The organism is Enterobacter cloacae complex sp. ESBL7 (assembly GCF_041679625.1).
Lineage (GTDB): Bacteria > Pseudomonadota > Gammaproteobacteria > Enterobacterales > Enterobacteriaceae > Enterobacter > Enterobacter asburiae_B.
On the sequence record NZ_JBGORN010000003.1, the window covers coordinates 144745 to 160580 of the forward strand.

The following is a 15836-nucleotide window of genomic DNA, read 5'->3' on the forward strand; positions in this document are numbered from 1 at the left end:
GCCCGAGACCGCTAATTCTCTCCGGTCTCTTAAAAAAATTAAAACTCTTTTCGCAACCAGTTGTTCAGTCGTTTGACCCACGACCCCACTGAGACGCGTTTTTCCACTTCTGCTTCACCACTGAGATGAGATTCCTTCCCGTAGTGGAGCAGGCCCACAGCCGTTGAATAATACGGCTCCTGAGCATAATCCGTTAAACCGGTGATATTCAGCGGCGCACCAATACGCACCTGCGTATGGAATACGCGCTGAGCACAGGCCGCAAGACCTTCAATTTGCGCTGCACCGCCGGTTAATACAATCCCCGCCGCAAGATGATGTTTAACGCCCTGCTGACGAAGCTGTTCCTGTAACTGTAAAATCTCTTCGTTGACCAGGTTGAGCAGCTCGGTATAGCGCGGCTCTATCACCTCTGCCAACGTCTGGCGCTGCAGGCTACGCGGTGGACGACCACCGACGCTCGGCACTTCAACGCTCTCATCTTTGCCAACGATAGACCCCAGCGCGCAGCCGTGGCGCACTTTAATCGCTTCTGCATCGCTCGACGGCGTACCAAAAGCGTAAGCAATATCGCTGGTCACAACATTCCCGGCATAAGGGATCACTTTCGTGTGGCGCAACGCACCGCCGGTATACACGGCGATATCCATTGTACCACCACCAATATCGACCACACAGACACCCAGTTCACGTTCATCTTCGGTCAGTACGGAATAACTTGCCGCCAGACCCGCGAAAATAAGTTGGTCAACTTTCAGGCCACAACGTTCAACGGCTTTTACAATGTTCTTCGCCATATCGTTGTGACATGTGATCAGGTGCACTTTTGCCTGCATACGTACGCCAGAAAGGCCGACCGGGTTCTTAATCCCTTCCTGGTAGTCAATCGCATATTCCTGCGGAATGACATGCAGCACGCGATGCTCGTCGCGGACACGCACGGATTTCGCCGTGTGCACGACGTTTTCAACGTCTTCCTGCGTCACTTCTTCTTCGGAAATCGGCACCATACCGATTTCGTTCTGGCAGCTAATGTGCTTACCAGAAAGGGCCAGATAGACAGAAGAAATCTGGCAATCTGCCATCAGTTCAGCCTGATCGATGGCGCGCTGAACGCATTTCACCACCGATTCAAGATCGTTTACCCCACCTTTATCCATACCACGGGACGGGCAACTGCCTACGCCAATGATATTGACCATACCGTCGGGCAGAACTTCCCCTACTAAAGCGGCAACCTTCGCGGTGCCAATCTCCAGTCCAACTACCAGTTTTCTGTCCGTCGCCTTGATCATTGTTGTTCTGCCTGTACCTGTGCCTGATTCTGTTGCTGATTAGGTTCCTCGACCGGAGCCGGTACCCAACCGACTGCTGCGCCTGAGTCATAGCGCAAATCAACGTAGCTTATCCGTTTGCCGTCAGTCTGTGCCTGCTGCTGTAAAACCGGGTAAAGTTCGACAAAACGCGCCAGACGCTTCATTGTGTCGCCGCGTCCCAGGTTGAGCTTAATGCCGTTCGTTAACGTCAGCTGCCAGGAACGGCGCGCCGTCATGGCAGCATCTTTTAACGTAAACCTGTCCTTCGCCAGCACCTGACCCATTTCGCGAAAACCTTGTAACACCTCGTTTTCGCTACCTTCCGGGCCATACAACATCGGTAAATTTTGCTTGTTGACACGATCGGCCGGGACGCTGAAGGAGTTTCCGTCTGCGTCAACCATGTGCTGATCATTCCAACGCGCAATGGGCACATATTCAACCAGATGAATCTTCAATTCATCAGGCCATTGCTTTCTTACGCTCGCCTGTTTTATCCATGGCAGACGTTCTATCTGGCTCTGGATAATGTTGACGTCCTGCGTCATAAAAGTGCCAGGCGAGCCCAGCGCCAGAATTGACTGGCGAATATCGTCGTTACGCGTGTAGTGACGCTCACCGGTGACCACCAGCTTAGAAAGCGGCAACCGCTGCGCATCTTCCATCCAGCCCAGGACCATCCAGCCGCTGATAAACACGGTGCACAGCACCCCGAGCAGGAAAATGATGCCTGCAAGACGCGTTCCATTACTGCGGCGTGAGGAGGCGTATTCGTCCTCGTCATCGCGGTTGCGCGTGTTCAATGCAGCCTGAGACATATCAGCCCGCCTGGTCCAGAATGCGTACGACTAACTGCGAGAAGCTCATCCCCGCCTGACGCGCGGCCATCGGCACAAGGCTGTGGCTGGTCATTCCCGGAGAGGTATTCGCTTCCAGCAGATAAAATTGTCCGTCACTGTCCTGCATCACGTCGATGCGTCCCCAGCCCTGACAACCCAGAATATGCCAGGCTTTAAGCACCAGGGACTGTAAATCTGCTTCACGCTCAGCTTCAAGACCACAAGGGCAGAAATATTGCGTCTCATCAGAGAGATACTTCGCCTCATAATCATAGAAGGTTCCGGCCGGTTGGATACGAATTGACGGTAAAATTTCTTCGCCAAGCATCGCGACGGTAAATTCCGGCCCGCTGAGCCATTTTTCAATCAGAACTTCTTCATCATGTTGAAATGCCAGTGCTAAAGCGGACGAAAGATCTTCAGCTTTGTCGACTTTGGACATTCCCACGCTGGAGCCTTCCCGGCTGGGCTTTACAATAACCGGTAAGCCCAGCTCAGCAATGCGTGCATTAACGCTATCCGGCAGGCCCAATTCAAATTCGCGACGCGTCAGCGCAACCCAAGGCGCAACGGGTAACCCCGCGCCCTGCCACAGAAGCTTGCTGCGCAGTTTATCCATAGAGATAGCGGAGGCCATCACGCCGCTGCCGGTGTAAGGCATGCCGATCAAATCCAGAAGCCCCTGCAGGGTGCCGTCTTCGCCGCCGCGACCATGCAAAGCGATAAAGACTTTATCGAAGCCCATGGCTTTTAATTGCGTCACGTCGACCTCTTTTGGGTCGACCAGGTGCGCATTGACGCCAGCTTCACGCAAGCCCGCCAGCACAGCCGCGCCGGAATTCAGGGAAACCTCGCGCTCGGCGGAGGTGCCGCCAGACAGGACAGCAATCTTATCAGCCATGATGCTCATCCTCCTGGGTTTGCGGCTTCAGTTTGATTTCAGCTAAGGTACGGGCGATTTTGCCAATATTTCCCGCGCCCTGAATCAGAATCAAATCGTTACCTGTCAGAACCGGTGCCAGAATTTCCGCCACCTGTGCAGGGTCAGAAACCAGAATAGGGTCAACTTTACCGCGTCCACGGATGGTACGACACAGGGAACGGCTGTCAGCCCCCGGAATCGGCGTCTCGCCTGCGGCGTACACGTCCAGCATTAACAGGGTGTCTACCTGTGACAGGACGCTGGCGAAATCGTCGTACAGATCGCGCGTACGCGTGAAGCGGTGCGGCTGGAAGACCATCACCAGATTTTTGTCCGGCCAGCCTGCACGTGCGGCTTTAATGGTGGCGTCGACTTCGGTCGGATGGTGGCCATAGTCGTCCACCAGCATCGCAGTGCCGGCTTTACCGTTCACGGCGTCCAGCGGGAATTCACCGAGGAAGTCGAAACGACGGCCGGTGCCCTGGAAGCTTTCCAGCGCGCGCAGAATCGCATCATCATCAATGCCTTCTTCCGTCGCGACGGCCACAGCCGCTGCGGCATTGAGGGCGTTATGGCGACCTGGCGCATTCAGCGTGACGTGCAGCAGCTCTTTGTCCTGACGCGCCAGCGTGAAGTGCCCCTGCGCACCAATCTGTTTGTACTCTTCCACGCGGACGTCAGCGTCTTCACTGAAGCCGTAAGTAGTGATTTGACGACCCACGCGCGGCAGCAGCTCGCGGATCACCGGATCGTCGACGCACATCACCGCGCGTCCATAGAACGGCAGGTTGTGCAGGAAGTTGATGAAGGTCTGCTTTAAGTTCTCGAAGTCGCCCTGGTAGGTATCCATATGGTCAGCTTCGATGTTAGTGACAATCGCCACCATCGGCTGCAGGTGCAGGAACGACGCGTCGCTCTCATCCGCTTCAGCAATCAGGTAACGACTGTGGCCCAGACGCGCGTGTACGCCCGCGGCTTTGACCAGACCGCCGTTGACGAACGTCGGGTCGAGACCCGCTTCCGCATAAATACTGGAAACCATCGCCGTGGTCGTGGTTTTACCGTGGGTCCCGGCAATGGCGATGCCGTGACGGAAACGCATCAGTTCCGCCAGCATTTCTGCACGGCGGATCACCGGAATGCGCGCTTCGTGCGCGGCAACGATTTCCGGGTTGTCAGAGGAGATAGCGCTCGAGACCACCACCACGCTCGCATCGCGCACGTTTTCCGGGCGATGGTTGAAATAGATAGTCGCCCCAAGCGACGCCAGCTGCTGCGTTACAGGGTTTGGCGCCAGGTCAGACCCGCTGATCTGATAGCCTTCGTTAGCTAACACTTCGGCAATACCGCCCATGCCAGCACCACCGATGCCAACAAAGTGAATGTGCCGGACGCGACGCATCTCGGGCACGATTGAACGCAGTTTTGCCAGTTGTTGTGTATTCATTCTCTAAACGCCATCGACTACTTAAAATTCGTGCAGCGCAACACGCGCTGCGAGGGTTAAGCCTGGGCTGCCAGGCTCACTTCTTTTGCCACCCGTTCCGTCGCATCAGGGATAGCGGCCGCGCGTGCGCGTTGCGCCATCTCCAGCAGTGCGTCTCTGTTCCAGCCCGCCAGGGTGGTGGCGACCGCGTCGGCGGTAAATTGTGGCTGTTCAAAAATCTTCGCGGCACCGGCTTTCTCAAGCGGCAGCGCATTCCAGTACTGCTGTCTGTCTTTGTGCTGGAACGGCACAAACAGGGCCGGCAGACCGGCGGCGGCGATCTCGCTCACCGTCAGCGCGCCTGAGCGACAGACCACGACATCGGCCCAGGCATACGCTGCCGCCATGTCGTCGATAAATTCTGTGACTTTATGCTGCGGCTGACCTTCGTCTGCATAAGCTTGCTCAACGGTCTGCTGAGCACCTTTTCCGCTCTGGTGCCAGATGGTCACGGTATCCCCCAGCTTTGCGGCAACCTGCGGCATCGTCTGGTTTAAAATGCGTGCGCCCTGAGAGCCGCCGACAACAAGCACACGAACCGGCCCTTCACGGCCCGTCAGGCGAGCGTCCGGCAGCGGGAGCGCCAGCACGTCCACGCGCACCGGGTTACCCACCACGTCCGCTTTCGGGAACGCACCGGGAAACGCCTGCATAACTTTGGTAGCGATTTTCGCCAGCCACTTGTTGGTCAGACCGGCAATACCGTTCTGCTCATGCAGCACAACGGGAATGCCTAACGACCATGCCGCCAGCCCGCCAGGACCCGAGACATAGCCGCCCATGCCCAGCACCACATCAGGCTTAAAACGCTTCATGATGGTGCGCGCCTGACGCCAGGCGTTAAAAATACGCACCGGTGCCAGCAGCATTGCCTTGAGGCCTTTGCCCCGAAGGCCGGAAATACGAATAAAGTCGATCTCGATACCGTGCTTCGGCACCAGATCGGCTTCCATGCGGTCTGCGGTTCCCAGCCAGCGTACCTGCCAGCCCTGATCCATTAAATGGTGCGCAACCGCCAGCCCCGGGAACACGTGTCCACCGGTACCGCCTGCCATCACCATTAACCGCTTCGGTTGATTCATCGTGAACCTCGTGTAAACGCCTGGGCTTTTTCCAGACGCGTTTCATAATCTATACGCAACAAAAACATGATGGCCGTCGACATAATCAACAGACTCGAACCACCATAACTGATCAACGGCAGCGTCAGACCTTTGGTCGGCAGCATACCCGCTGCGGCCCCGACGTTAACCAATGCCTGGAAGCTAAACCAGATACCAATTGAACAGGCTAAGAATCCTGAGAAGCGGTGATCGATCTCCAGCGCTTTCCGGCCGATAGACATGGCGCGGAAAGCGACGAAGAATACCATTAATAGCGCTAATACCACACCGATATAACCCAGTTCTTCCGCAATAATGGAGAAGATGAAGTCAGTATGCGCTTCCGGTAAATACTCCAGTTTCTGTACCGAGTTACCCAGCCCTTGCCCCCAGACTTCACCGCGACCAAAGGCCATCAGCGACTGCGTCAGCTGATAGCCGCTGCCGAACGGATCTTCCCACGGGTTCCAGAACGAGGTCACACGGCGAATACGGTAAGGCTCGGCGAGGATCAGCAGCACAACCGCCGAAATCCCCATCCCGATGATAGCGATGAACTGCCACAGCTTCGCGCCCGCCAGGAACAGCATCGCCAGAGTGGTAACGAACAGCACGACAACGGTACCGAGGTCAGGCTGCGCCAGCAGTAATACCGCCAGCACCAGAATCACGCCCATCGGTTTTAAGAAGCCGCGCAGATTGTTACGCACTTCATCAACCTTACGCACCAGGTAGTTAGCCAGGTAGCAGAACAGGGAGAGCTTGGTAAATTCCGCAGGCTGAATGCGCAGCGGGCCAAAGGCGATCCAGCGTGAAGCCCCGTTAACAGAGCTCCCCACCACCAGTACGATCAGCAGCATAATAATCGAGGCGATCAGCATCGCCGTACTGTGCCGCTGCCAGAACTCCATCGGCAGACGCAAGGTCACCAGCGCCAGGCAGAACGCCAGAATGATGTAAAGACCATCACGCTTGGCAAACAGGAAAGGATCGTTCGCCAGACGCTGCCCGACGGGCATTGAGGCTGACGTCACCATAATGAAGCCGACCGCCGCCAGCCCCATAGTGAGCCAGAACAGCGTGCGATCGTACATGACCAGGCTGTCGTTATCTTTTTGACGAGAGCCCATCACCCAGCCTTTGAGCGCCGCAAATACCCATGCCAGGATCCCAAATCCTGGCAGGCGCGGCATTTTCAGGCGAGGGAGAGATAAACGCATTAGCCTAACTCCTTCGCCAGGCGGGTAAAGACATCACCACGCTGTTCGAAATTCTTGAATTGATCGAGGCTGGCACAGGCCGGAGAGAGCAGCACCATATCGCCTGGCTTCACGCGAGGGGCAATCAGCCGCATCGCCTGTTCCATGGTTTCGGTTTGCTCGGCAACCTCAGGGCGCAGTTCAGCCAGTTCGCTGCCGTCACGCCCGAAGCAGTACAGGCGGATGTTATCTCCGGCGAGATACGGCTTCAGTGAGGAGAAATCAGCTGATTTACCGTCGCCGCCCAGCAGTAAATGCAGGGTGCCGTCAACGTGCAGACCGTTCAGCGCGGCCTCCGTGCTTCCGACGTTGGTGGCTTTGGAGTCGTTAATCCAGCGCACGCCGTTGTGCTCCAGCGCCAGCTGGAAACGGTGCGCCAGACCAGAAAACGTGGTTAACGCTTTCAGGCTGGAGGAGCGCGGCAGCCCTACTGCATCCGCCAGCGCCAGCGCCGCCAGGGCATTGGTATAGTTGTGCTGACCAGTGAGCTTCATCTCTTTCACGTTCAGCACTTTCTCACCCTTCACGCGCAGCCAGGTTTCGCCCAGCTGACGGTTCAGGTGGTAATCCCCCATCGTGATACCGAAGCTGATACAGCGATCGTCTGCACCGCGTACGGGCATGGTCAGCGCGTCATCAGCGTTAACAACGCAGACTTTGGCATTTTCATAAACGCGGAGCTTGGCGGCGCGGTACTGCTGCAGACCAAATGGATACCGATCCATATGATCTTCAGTCACGTTGAGGATCGTCGCAGCCGCAGCGTGCAGGCTGGAGGTCGTTTCCAGCTGGAAGCTGGAAAGCTCGAGAACATACAGCTCGCAGCCTTTATCCAGCAGCATCAGAGCGGGTAAACCAATGTTACCGCCAACGCCGACGTTCATGCCCGCCGCTTTCGCCATTTCACCCACCAGGGTGGTGACGGTGCTTTTACCGTTAGAACCGGTAATGGCGATAACAGGTGCCTGCGCTTCGCGGCAGAACAGCTCGATATCGCCGACAATCTCAACGCCCGCATCCGCAGCAGCGCTCAGCGAAGGGTGCGCCAGCGCCATACCTGGGCTTGCGACAATCAGATCGGCTGCCAGCAGCCAGTCATCATTCAGACCACCAAGGTGGCGTTCAACCTGTTCCGGCAGTTTGTCCAGACCCGGCGGAGAGACACGCGTATCCATCACGCGTGGCGTCACGCCGCGTGCGAGGAAAAAGTCCACGCAGGAGAGCCCCGTGAGGCCCAACCCGATGATAACGACTTTTTTGCCCTGGTAATCTGCCATGATTAACGTACCTTCAGCGTTGCCAGGCCAATCAGCACCAGCATCAGCGAAATAATCCAGAAGCGCACAATCACGCGCGGCTCCGGCCAGCCTTTCAGTTCATAGTGGTGGTGAATCGGCGCCATACGGAAGATGCGCTGACCGCGCAGCTTGAAGGAACCGACCTGCAAAATCACCGACAGGGTTTCAACCACAAACACGCCGCCCATGATCACCAGCAGGAACTCCTGACGCAGCAGTACGGCGATAATGCCGAGCGCACCGCCCAAAGCCAGAGAACCGACGTCACCCATAAAGACCTGCGCCGGATAGGTGTTGAACCACAGGAAGCCCAGCCCCGCGCCGACAATCGCCGTACAGACGATCACCAGCTCACCCGCGTGGCGCAAATAAGGGATGTGCAGGTAGTTCGCAAAGTTCATGTTACCGGTCGCCCACGCCACCAGCGCAAAACCGGCGGCCACAAAGACGGTTGGCATAATGGCCAGGCCATCCAGACCGTCGGTCAGGTTAACTGCGTTGCCGGTACCGACAATCACAAAGTAGGCCAGAAGGATGTAGAACAGCCCCAGCTGCGGCATCACGTCTTTAAAGAACGGCACGACCAGCTCGGTGGCTGGCGTATCTTTCCCGGCCAGATACAGAGCGAAGGCCACGCCCAGCGCGATCACCGACATCCAGAAATATTTCCAGCGCGCGATCAGGCCTTTAGTATCTTTGCGAACGACTTTGCGGTAATCATCCACAAAACCGATGATCCCATAACCCACCAGTACCGTCAGAACGCACCAGACGTACGGGTTGGAGGGATAGGCCCACAGCAACACGGAAACGACGATGGCGGTCAGGATCATGATCCCGCCCATGGTCGGCGTGCCGCGCTTGCTGAAGTGCGATTCCGGACCGTCGTTACGCACAACCTGGCCGAAAGAGAGTTTTTGCAGACGGGCAATCATGCGCGGGCCCATCCACAACGAGATGAACAGCGCAGTCAGCAGGCTGACGATGGCGCGAAACGTCAGATACGAAAAGACGTTAAAGCCTGAATAATATTTGACCAAATGTTCGGCCAGCCAAACTAACATGTCCCGTTCTCCTGTAATGCGTGCACAACCTCTTCCATGGCGGCACTACGTGAACCTTTCACTAACACAGTCACAATTTGTTTTTCTGTAATCAACGCCTTAAGGCGCGCTATCAACGCGGTTTTATCAGCAAAATGCTCGCCAACGCCGCTGGCTTGGCTAATCGCCTGGCTCAGTTTTCCTGCGCTCAGCACGCAGTCCAGCCCTGCAGCTTTCGCCGCTTCACCGACCTGGGTATGGCAGGCTTCGCTTTCGTCGCCCAGCTCTGCCATATCGCCCACCACCATGATGCGGTAGCCCGGCATTTCAGATAACACCTGCACCGCCGCCGTCATCGAGCCCACGTTCGCGTTGTAGGAGTCATCAAGCAGCAGCTTGTTTTCCGAAAGCTGAATCGGGAACAGACGCCCCGGCACGGCTTTCAGGTTCGCCAGCCCGGTTTTAATCGCTTCATGCGACGCGCCCACCGCCGTCGACAACGCCGCCGCCGCAAGCGCATTGGCGATATTATGGCGACCCGGCAGCGGCAGCAGTACATCTACGCCACCCGTTGGGGTGGTGAGGGTGAACTCCGTACCGTGCGACGTCACATGGATATTGGTCGCGGTAAAATCACTGTTGGCCGCATTCGGCGAGAAGCGCCAGGTTTTACGCGAACCAATAATGCTTTGCCAGTTCAGCCAGTCGTTGTTGTCGGCGTTCAGAATGGCGATACCGTCATCCGGCAGACCGGTGTAAATCTCACCTTTGGCTTTCGCTACGCCTTCCAGCGAGCCAAAGCCTTCCAGATGCGCCGCCGCGAGGTTATTCACCAGCGCGGCTTCCGGGCGAGTCAGGCTCACGGTCCAGGCGATTTCGCCCTGGTGGTTTGCCCCTAACTCGATTACCGCAAATTCATGTTCTTTGGTCAGGCGGAGTAATGTCATCGGCACGCCGATGTCATTATTGAGGTTGCCCGCGGTATAAAGCGTATTCCCGCACTGGCTGAGGATCGCCGCCGTCATCTCTTTCACCGACGTCTTGCCTGATGAACCGGTCAAGGCGACAACGCGCGTAGGGACCTGCTGGCGAACCCAGGCGGCCAGCTCACCGAACGCGAGACGCGTATCTTTCACCACAATTTGTGGCAGATCGATATCGAGCTTGCGGCTGACGAGCAGCGCACCGGCGCCGTTCTCTTTGGCCTGTTCCGCAAAATCATGCGCGTCAAAACGCTCGCCTTTCAGCGCCACAAACAGACAGCCTGCGGTGATTTTGCGGGTGTCCGTCGTTACGGCATCAATGGTCAGGTCCAGCCCGTGCAGGTCGCCCTTAAGAATGGCAGCTGCCTGGCTTAACGTGATGCTAATCATGCCACGACTCCCAGCAGACGAGCTGCCGTTACGCGGTCCGAGTAGTCCAGACGGCGATTGCCAACGATCTGATAATCTTCATGGCCTTTGCCCGCCAGCAGGACAACATCATTCTCCTGCGCCTGCATGATGGTGTTGGTCACGGCTTCCGCACGCCCTTCCACCACGCGAGCGCGGCCCGCGTCCAGCATGCCCGCCAGAATGTCATTAATGATGGCGCGCGGCTCTTCGGTACGCGGGTTGTCATCGGTCACAACCGGAATATCTGCGAACTGCTCGGCAATAGCCCCCATCAGCGGGCGTTTGCCTTTATCGCGATCGCCGCCGCAGCCAAACACGCACCAGAGCTTACCGGCGCAGTGCAGGCGCGCCGCTTCCAGCGCTTTTTCCAGCGCATCCGGCGTGTGGGCATAATCAACCACAACGGTCGGTTTGCCCGGCGCGCTGAACACTTCCATACGGCCGCAAACCGGCTGCAGACGCGCTGAGGTTTTCAGCAGTTCAGCCATCGGATAACCCAGCGCCAGCAGCGTTGCCAGCGCCAGCAGCAGGTTGCTGACGTTAAACGCGCCCATCAGGCGGCTTTCAATTTCGCCTTCACCCCAGGAAGAGGCAAAGCGGATTGTCGCCCCGCTGTCGTGATAATTCACCTCAACCGCCTTCAGCCAGCGGCCGTGGCAGTTCGGATTGATATGGTCTTCCATCGACACCGCAACCGCATCCGGCAGCTTCGCCAGCCAGCGGCGGCCCACTTCGTCGTCGGCGTTGATGATGGCTTGTCCGTAATGGTGAGTAGAGAACAGCAGCCATTTCGCGGCTTCGTAATGCTCCATATCACCGTGATAATCAAGATGATCGCGGCTCAGGTTGGTAAACACGGAAGCGGCAAATTTCAGCGCCGCGACGCGGTGCTGAACCAGACCGTGCGAAGAGACTTCCATCGCAGCAAAGGTTGCCCCCTGCCCTGCCAGACCGGCAAGCACATGCTGTACGTCTACGGCCGAGCCGGTGGTGTTTTCCGTCGGGCTCACTTTGCCCAGCAGGCCGTTACCCACGGTACCCATCACCGCACCGGTTTCACCCAGCAGCTGGGCCCACTGCGCCATCAGCTGAGTGGTAGTGGTTTTACCGTTCGTACCCGTGACGCCGACCAGGCGCAGCTGGTCAGAAGGTTCGTGATAAAAACGTCCTGCCAGCGCGGAAAGACGCTCGTTTAACTGGCTGAGATAGATGACCGGTACCCCGTGCATTTCACGGATCTCACCGTCGGTTGCCTCATCTTTGGCCTCAGCAATAATGGCAGCCACACCTTGCGCAATCGCCTGCGGGATATAACGACGCCCGTCCGCCTGATGACCGACCACCGCCACAAAAAGATCGCCAGAAGCAGCCACGCGGCTGTCCAGTACCATCTCTCGCAGTGCTCGCTCCGGTGCATTTGGCACCCACGGAGCGAGAAGGTCGCGCAAATTACGATCTGCCACCTGTACCCTCGCCTTGATTAATTACAAATTCACTTTTTTCGCCCGTCGCCAGCGCATCCGGTTCGATGTTCATGGTGCGTAACACGCCGCCCATGATAGCCCCGAACACAGGCGCGGAGACGGCGCCGCCGTAGTATTTACCCGCCTGTGGATCGTTTATCACGACCACCAGCGCAAAACGCGGATTGCTTGCAGGCGCAACGCCTGCGGTATAGGCAATGTATTTGTTGATATAGCGGCCGTCCGGCCCTACTTTTTTCGCCGTACCGGTCTTGATGGCGATGCGATAACCTTTGATTGCCGCCTTAACGCCGCCGCCGCCGGGCAGCGCCACGCTTTCCATCATATGAACAACTGTACGGACGGTTGATTCCGGGAAGATACGCTCGCCGGGAACCGGTGGATCAACTTTGGTAATCGACAGCGGACGATAAACGCCATAGCTGCCGATCGTTGCGTAGACTCGCGCTAACTGTAACGGTGTCACCATTAGCCCGTAGCCGAAAGAGAAGGTGGCCCTCTCTATGTCAGACCACCGTTGTTTTTGAGGATATAAGCCACTGCGTTCTCCGACCAACCCCAAATTGGTCGCCTTTCCAAGTCCAAAACGTGAGTAAGTCTCTACTAACGCTGAGGACGGCATCGCTAACGCCAGCTTTGAAACACCGACGTTACTCGACTTCTGTAACACCCCGGTCAGGGTCAATTCGCTGTAGCGCGCCACGTCTTTGATCTCGTGGCCATTAATTCGGTATGGAATAGTATTCAGGACGGTGTTTTCATTGACGATACCGCGCTGAAGGGCAGTCATGACCACCATCGGCTTAACGGTCGAACCCGGTTCGAACACGTCGGTGATGGTACGGTTACGCATAATATCCTTCTGCGTACCGGTAAGATTGTTAGGGTTGTAGGACGGGCTATTGGCCATCGCCAGCACTTCACCCGTGTTGACGTCAACTAACACGGCACTGCCCGATTCCGCTTTGTTGAAGGCCACGGCATTGTTCAGCTCGCGGTAAACCAGCGCCTGTAACCGCTCATCAATACTCAGGGCCAGATTGTGTGCGGCCTGGCTGTCCGTAGAGGAAATATCCTCGATCACGCGACCATAGCGGTCCTTACGCACAATGCGCTCGCCGGGCTGGCCGGTGAGCCATTTATCAAAGCTTTTTTCAACGCCTTCAATCCCCTGGCTATCAACGTTAGTAAAGCCAATGAGGTGAGCAGTCACTTCGCCGGATGGATAGTAACGACGGGATTCTTCACGTAGATGGATCCCCGGCAGCTTCAATTTTTTGATGTAGTCCGCCATGTCAGGGTTCACCTGACGCGCCAGATAGATAAAGCGCCCTCGCGGGTTCGTATTTACGCGTGAAGCTAACTGGTCCAGCGGCATCTTCAGCGCATCCGCAAGGGCCTTCCAGCGGTTATCAAGCGTGATCCCGCCAGCATCATGCAGTTCTTTAGGATCGGCCCAGATCGCCTTCACCGGCACGCTCACCGCCAGCGGACGACCCGAGCGGTCGGTGATCATCCCGCGGGATGTCGACACTTCCTGGACGCGCAGGGAGCGCATGTCGCCCTGACGCACCAGCATGTCAGGGGCGATGATTTGCAGCCAGGCCACGCGTCCCAGCAGAAAACCCAGAGCGAGTAAAATGCAGCCGCAAAGCAACGCAAAACGCCAACTGACAAAGTTGGCCTGTTCTTCCTGACGTTTTGGTTTTAGCGTTTTTGCCGCTGCTTTCATGCGTCGCGTTTTCCCTTATTTTTGTACTACGATATTTTCCTGCGAAGGATCAACATGCTGCAGCTGCAGCTTTTCCGTTGCGATCCGTTCAACCCGGCTGTGATCGCCGAGCGCGTTTTCTTCAAGGATCAGATTTCGCCATTCAATATCCAGCGCATCGCGTTCCAGTACCATCTGCTCGCGTTGCGCAGTCAATAAACGTGTATGGTGGGCGGTGGTCACCACCGTAACTGCCGTGACAATGATGCAAATGAACAGACAGAGTGGCAGTTTCCCAAACCGCAAAAGATCGTCGCCGATCACGCCAGGCAAGGCATGGCGCTCGTTGCTTCCTAACGAATCCTTAACTTTGCTTAGGGTCTCTGTCACTCTGCCGATCATGCGTTCGTCCTCTCTGCAACACGCAGCACTGAACTACGGGCGCGTGGATTCTCTGCCACTTCTTCTTCGCCCGGCATCAACTTGCCTAATGCTCGCAACTGACGGCCACCCAGTTTCCTGAGTTGTTCTTCCGTCATCGGCAGCCCCGCTGGCACCTGTGGACCGCGGCTTTGCTCACGCATAAAGCGTTTCACAATACGGTCTTCCAGCGAATGGAAGCTGATGATGGATAACCGCCCACCCGGGGCCAGCACGTCGAGCGAGCTTTTTAGCGCCAGCTCTATTTCCTCCAGTTCACTGTTTACCCAGATGCGAACCGCCTGGAAGGTACGGGTCGCGGGATGTTTGTGCTTATCCTTCACCGGTGTCGCCGCCGCGATCACTTCGGCCAACTCTTTGGTGCGGGTCATGGGCTCAATGCGATTGCGCTCAACGATGGCGCGCGCAATACGTTTGCCAAAGCGCTCTTCGCCAAACGTTTTGATGACCCATGCAATATCGGCTTCGTCAGCGGTCTGTAACCACTCAGCGGCAGACTGACCGCGCGTCGGGTCCATACGCATGTCCAGCGGACCATCACGCATAAAGGAGAAACCACGTTCAGCGTCATCAAGCTGGGGTGAAGAGACGCCAAGATCGAGAAGAATCCCGTCGATCTTGCCCGTCAGGCCACGCTCGGCAACATAATCCGCGAGCGCAGAGAAAGGTCCATGCACGATGGAAAAGCGTGGGTCATTGATGGTTTGTGCAACGGCAATTGCCTGCGGATCGCGATCGATTGCCAGCAGACGTCCTTCCTCTCCAAGCTGGGAGAGAATCAAACGCGAGTGACCACCGCGACCAAACGTGCCATCAATGTAGATGCCATCCGGACGAATATTCAGGCCGTTAACGGCCTCGTCCAGTAACACCGTTTTGTGTTTATAATTTTCCATCATATTTATAGAGACAAGTCCTGCAGCCGTTCCGATAATGTCGCGGAATCAGACTGCTCAGCGTCGATATCTTCCTTGACCTGTTGATACCAGGTCGTTTCATCCCACAGTTCAAACTTGTTGAACTGCCCGACCAGCATCACTTCTTTGGTCAGACCGGCATGTTGCCGCAACACAGGGGCAATCAGTAACCGCCCTGCGTTATCCATCTGACATTCACTGGCATGTCCCAATAACAGCCGCTGCACGCGGCGTTCCTGCGGGTTCATGCTCGACAGTCGCGACAGCTTTTGCTCAATAATTTCCCATTCAGGCAAGGGGTAAAGCAGCAGGCAGGGGGAGTTAATGTCAATGGTGCAAACCATTTGACCCGCAGCGTTCTCAATCAGCTGGTCGCGGTATCGGGTTGGTACCGATAAACGCCCTTTACTGTCGAGATTGACTAACGTAGCTCCACGGAACATGCCAGTCTCACCCCTCCTCACCACTTTAACCCACAAACTCCCACCTAAAGGAGTTTACGGAGCGAGGGAAAAGCTTGTCAAGCCAGGACTCTCCCTATAAGGACCCGAAAGCCCTCTATTTACAGAGATAAACAGTCCTGGTTAATAACTGCACAACTGGCGAGGCAAAATTAACGTTAT

Annotated in this window: 14 protein-coding genes; all 14 read right to left on the reverse strand. The window is 56.5% G+C overall.

The annotated features are described in order from the left end of the window. Positions 1 to 38: 38 nt before the first annotated feature. The 14 genes from ftsA to mraZ are packed head-to-tail and all read right to left on the reverse strand — an operon-like array spanning position 39 to position 15656. The gene (ftsA, locus tag ACERY3_RS14070; RefSeq protein ID WP_373225893.1) at positions 39 to 1295 is read right to left on the reverse strand and encodes a cell division protein FtsA; all 1257 of its coding nucleotides are present in this window, start codon (positions 1293 to 1295) and stop codon (positions 39 to 41) included. Further along, positions 1292 to 2134, reverse strand: coding sequence for a cell division protein FtsQ (ftsQ, locus tag ACERY3_RS14075; protein WP_023310399.1), 843 nt, complete (start codon positions 2132 to 2134; stop codon positions 1292 to 1294). The genes ftsA and ftsQ overlap by 4 nt, the downstream gene beginning before the upstream one ends. 1 nt (position 2135) lies before the next feature. After that, positions 2136 to 3056 carry a D-alanine--D-alanine ligase gene (locus tag ACERY3_RS14080; RefSeq protein ID WP_058840536.1) on the reverse strand — a complete coding sequence of 307 codons (921 nt, stop codon included), beginning with the start codon at positions 3054 to 3056 and terminating at the stop codon, positions 2136 to 2138. Then, positions 3049 to 4524, reverse strand: coding sequence for a UDP-N-acetylmuramate--L-alanine ligase (murC, locus tag ACERY3_RS14085; protein ID WP_033144631.1), 1476 nt, complete (start codon positions 4522 to 4524; stop codon positions 3049 to 3051). Before murC ends, ACERY3_RS14080 begins: the two co-directional genes overlap by 8 nt. Positions 4525 to 4580: 56 nt before the next feature. Next, the gene (murG, locus tag ACERY3_RS14090) at positions 4581 to 5645 is read right to left on the reverse strand and encodes an undecaprenyldiphospho-muramoylpentapeptide beta-N-acetylglucosaminyltransferase (protein WP_039260813.1); all 1065 of its coding nucleotides are present in this window, start codon (positions 5643 to 5645) and stop codon (positions 4581 to 4583) included. After that, complete coding sequence (gene ftsW / locus ACERY3_RS14095; RefSeq protein ID WP_023310395.1) at positions 5642 to 6886, reverse strand: cell division protein FtsW; 1245 nt, start codon at positions 6884 to 6886, stop codon at positions 5642 to 5644. The genes murG and ftsW overlap by 4 nt, the downstream gene beginning before the upstream one ends. Beyond that, a complete protein-coding gene (gene murD / locus ACERY3_RS14100) occupies positions 6886 to 8202 on the reverse strand; it encodes a UDP-N-acetylmuramoyl-L-alanine--D-glutamate ligase (RefSeq protein WP_033144630.1) in 1317 nt (438 codons plus the stop codon). The genes ftsW and murD overlap by 1 nt, the downstream gene beginning before the upstream one ends. Positions 8203 to 8204: 2 nt before the next feature. After that, the gene (gene mraY / locus ACERY3_RS14105; protein ID WP_008501985.1) at positions 8205 to 9287 is read right to left on the reverse strand and encodes a phospho-N-acetylmuramoyl-pentapeptide-transferase; all 1083 of its coding nucleotides are present in this window, start codon (positions 9285 to 9287) and stop codon (positions 8205 to 8207) included. Further along, positions 9281 to 10639, reverse strand: coding sequence for a UDP-N-acetylmuramoyl-tripeptide--D-alanyl-D-alanine ligase (murF, locus tag ACERY3_RS14110; RefSeq protein WP_048979010.1), 1359 nt, complete (start codon positions 10637 to 10639; stop codon positions 9281 to 9283). Before murF ends, mraY begins: the two co-directional genes overlap by 7 nt. Next, positions 10636 to 12123, reverse strand: coding sequence for a UDP-N-acetylmuramoyl-L-alanyl-D-glutamate--2,6-diaminopimelate ligase (gene murE / locus ACERY3_RS14115; RefSeq protein WP_048979011.1), 1488 nt, complete (start codon positions 12121 to 12123; stop codon positions 10636 to 10638). The genes murF and murE overlap by 4 nt, the downstream gene beginning before the upstream one ends. Beyond that, a complete protein-coding gene (locus tag ACERY3_RS14120) occupies positions 12110 to 13876 on the reverse strand; it encodes a peptidoglycan glycosyltransferase FtsI (protein WP_033144627.1) in 1767 nt (588 codons plus the stop codon). The genes murE and ACERY3_RS14120 overlap by 14 nt, the downstream gene beginning before the upstream one ends. A 15-nt stretch (positions 13877 to 13891) precedes the next feature. Continuing rightward, a complete protein-coding gene (gene ftsL / locus ACERY3_RS14125) occupies positions 13892 to 14257 on the reverse strand; it encodes a cell division protein FtsL (RefSeq protein WP_008501989.1) in 366 nt (121 codons plus the stop codon). Then, positions 14254 to 15195: a 16S rRNA (cytosine(1402)-N(4))-methyltransferase RsmH gene (gene rsmH / locus ACERY3_RS14130; protein ID WP_021240527.1), complete on the reverse strand. Its 942-nt coding sequence runs from the start codon at positions 15193 to 15195 to the stop codon at positions 14254 to 14256. The genes ftsL and rsmH overlap by 4 nt, the downstream gene beginning before the upstream one ends. Positions 15196 to 15197: 2 nt before the next feature. Continuing rightward, a complete protein-coding gene (gene mraZ / locus ACERY3_RS14135) occupies positions 15198 to 15656 on the reverse strand; it encodes a division/cell wall cluster transcriptional repressor MraZ (protein WP_021240528.1) in 459 nt (152 codons plus the stop codon). Positions 15657 to 15836: the final 180 nt, after the last annotated feature.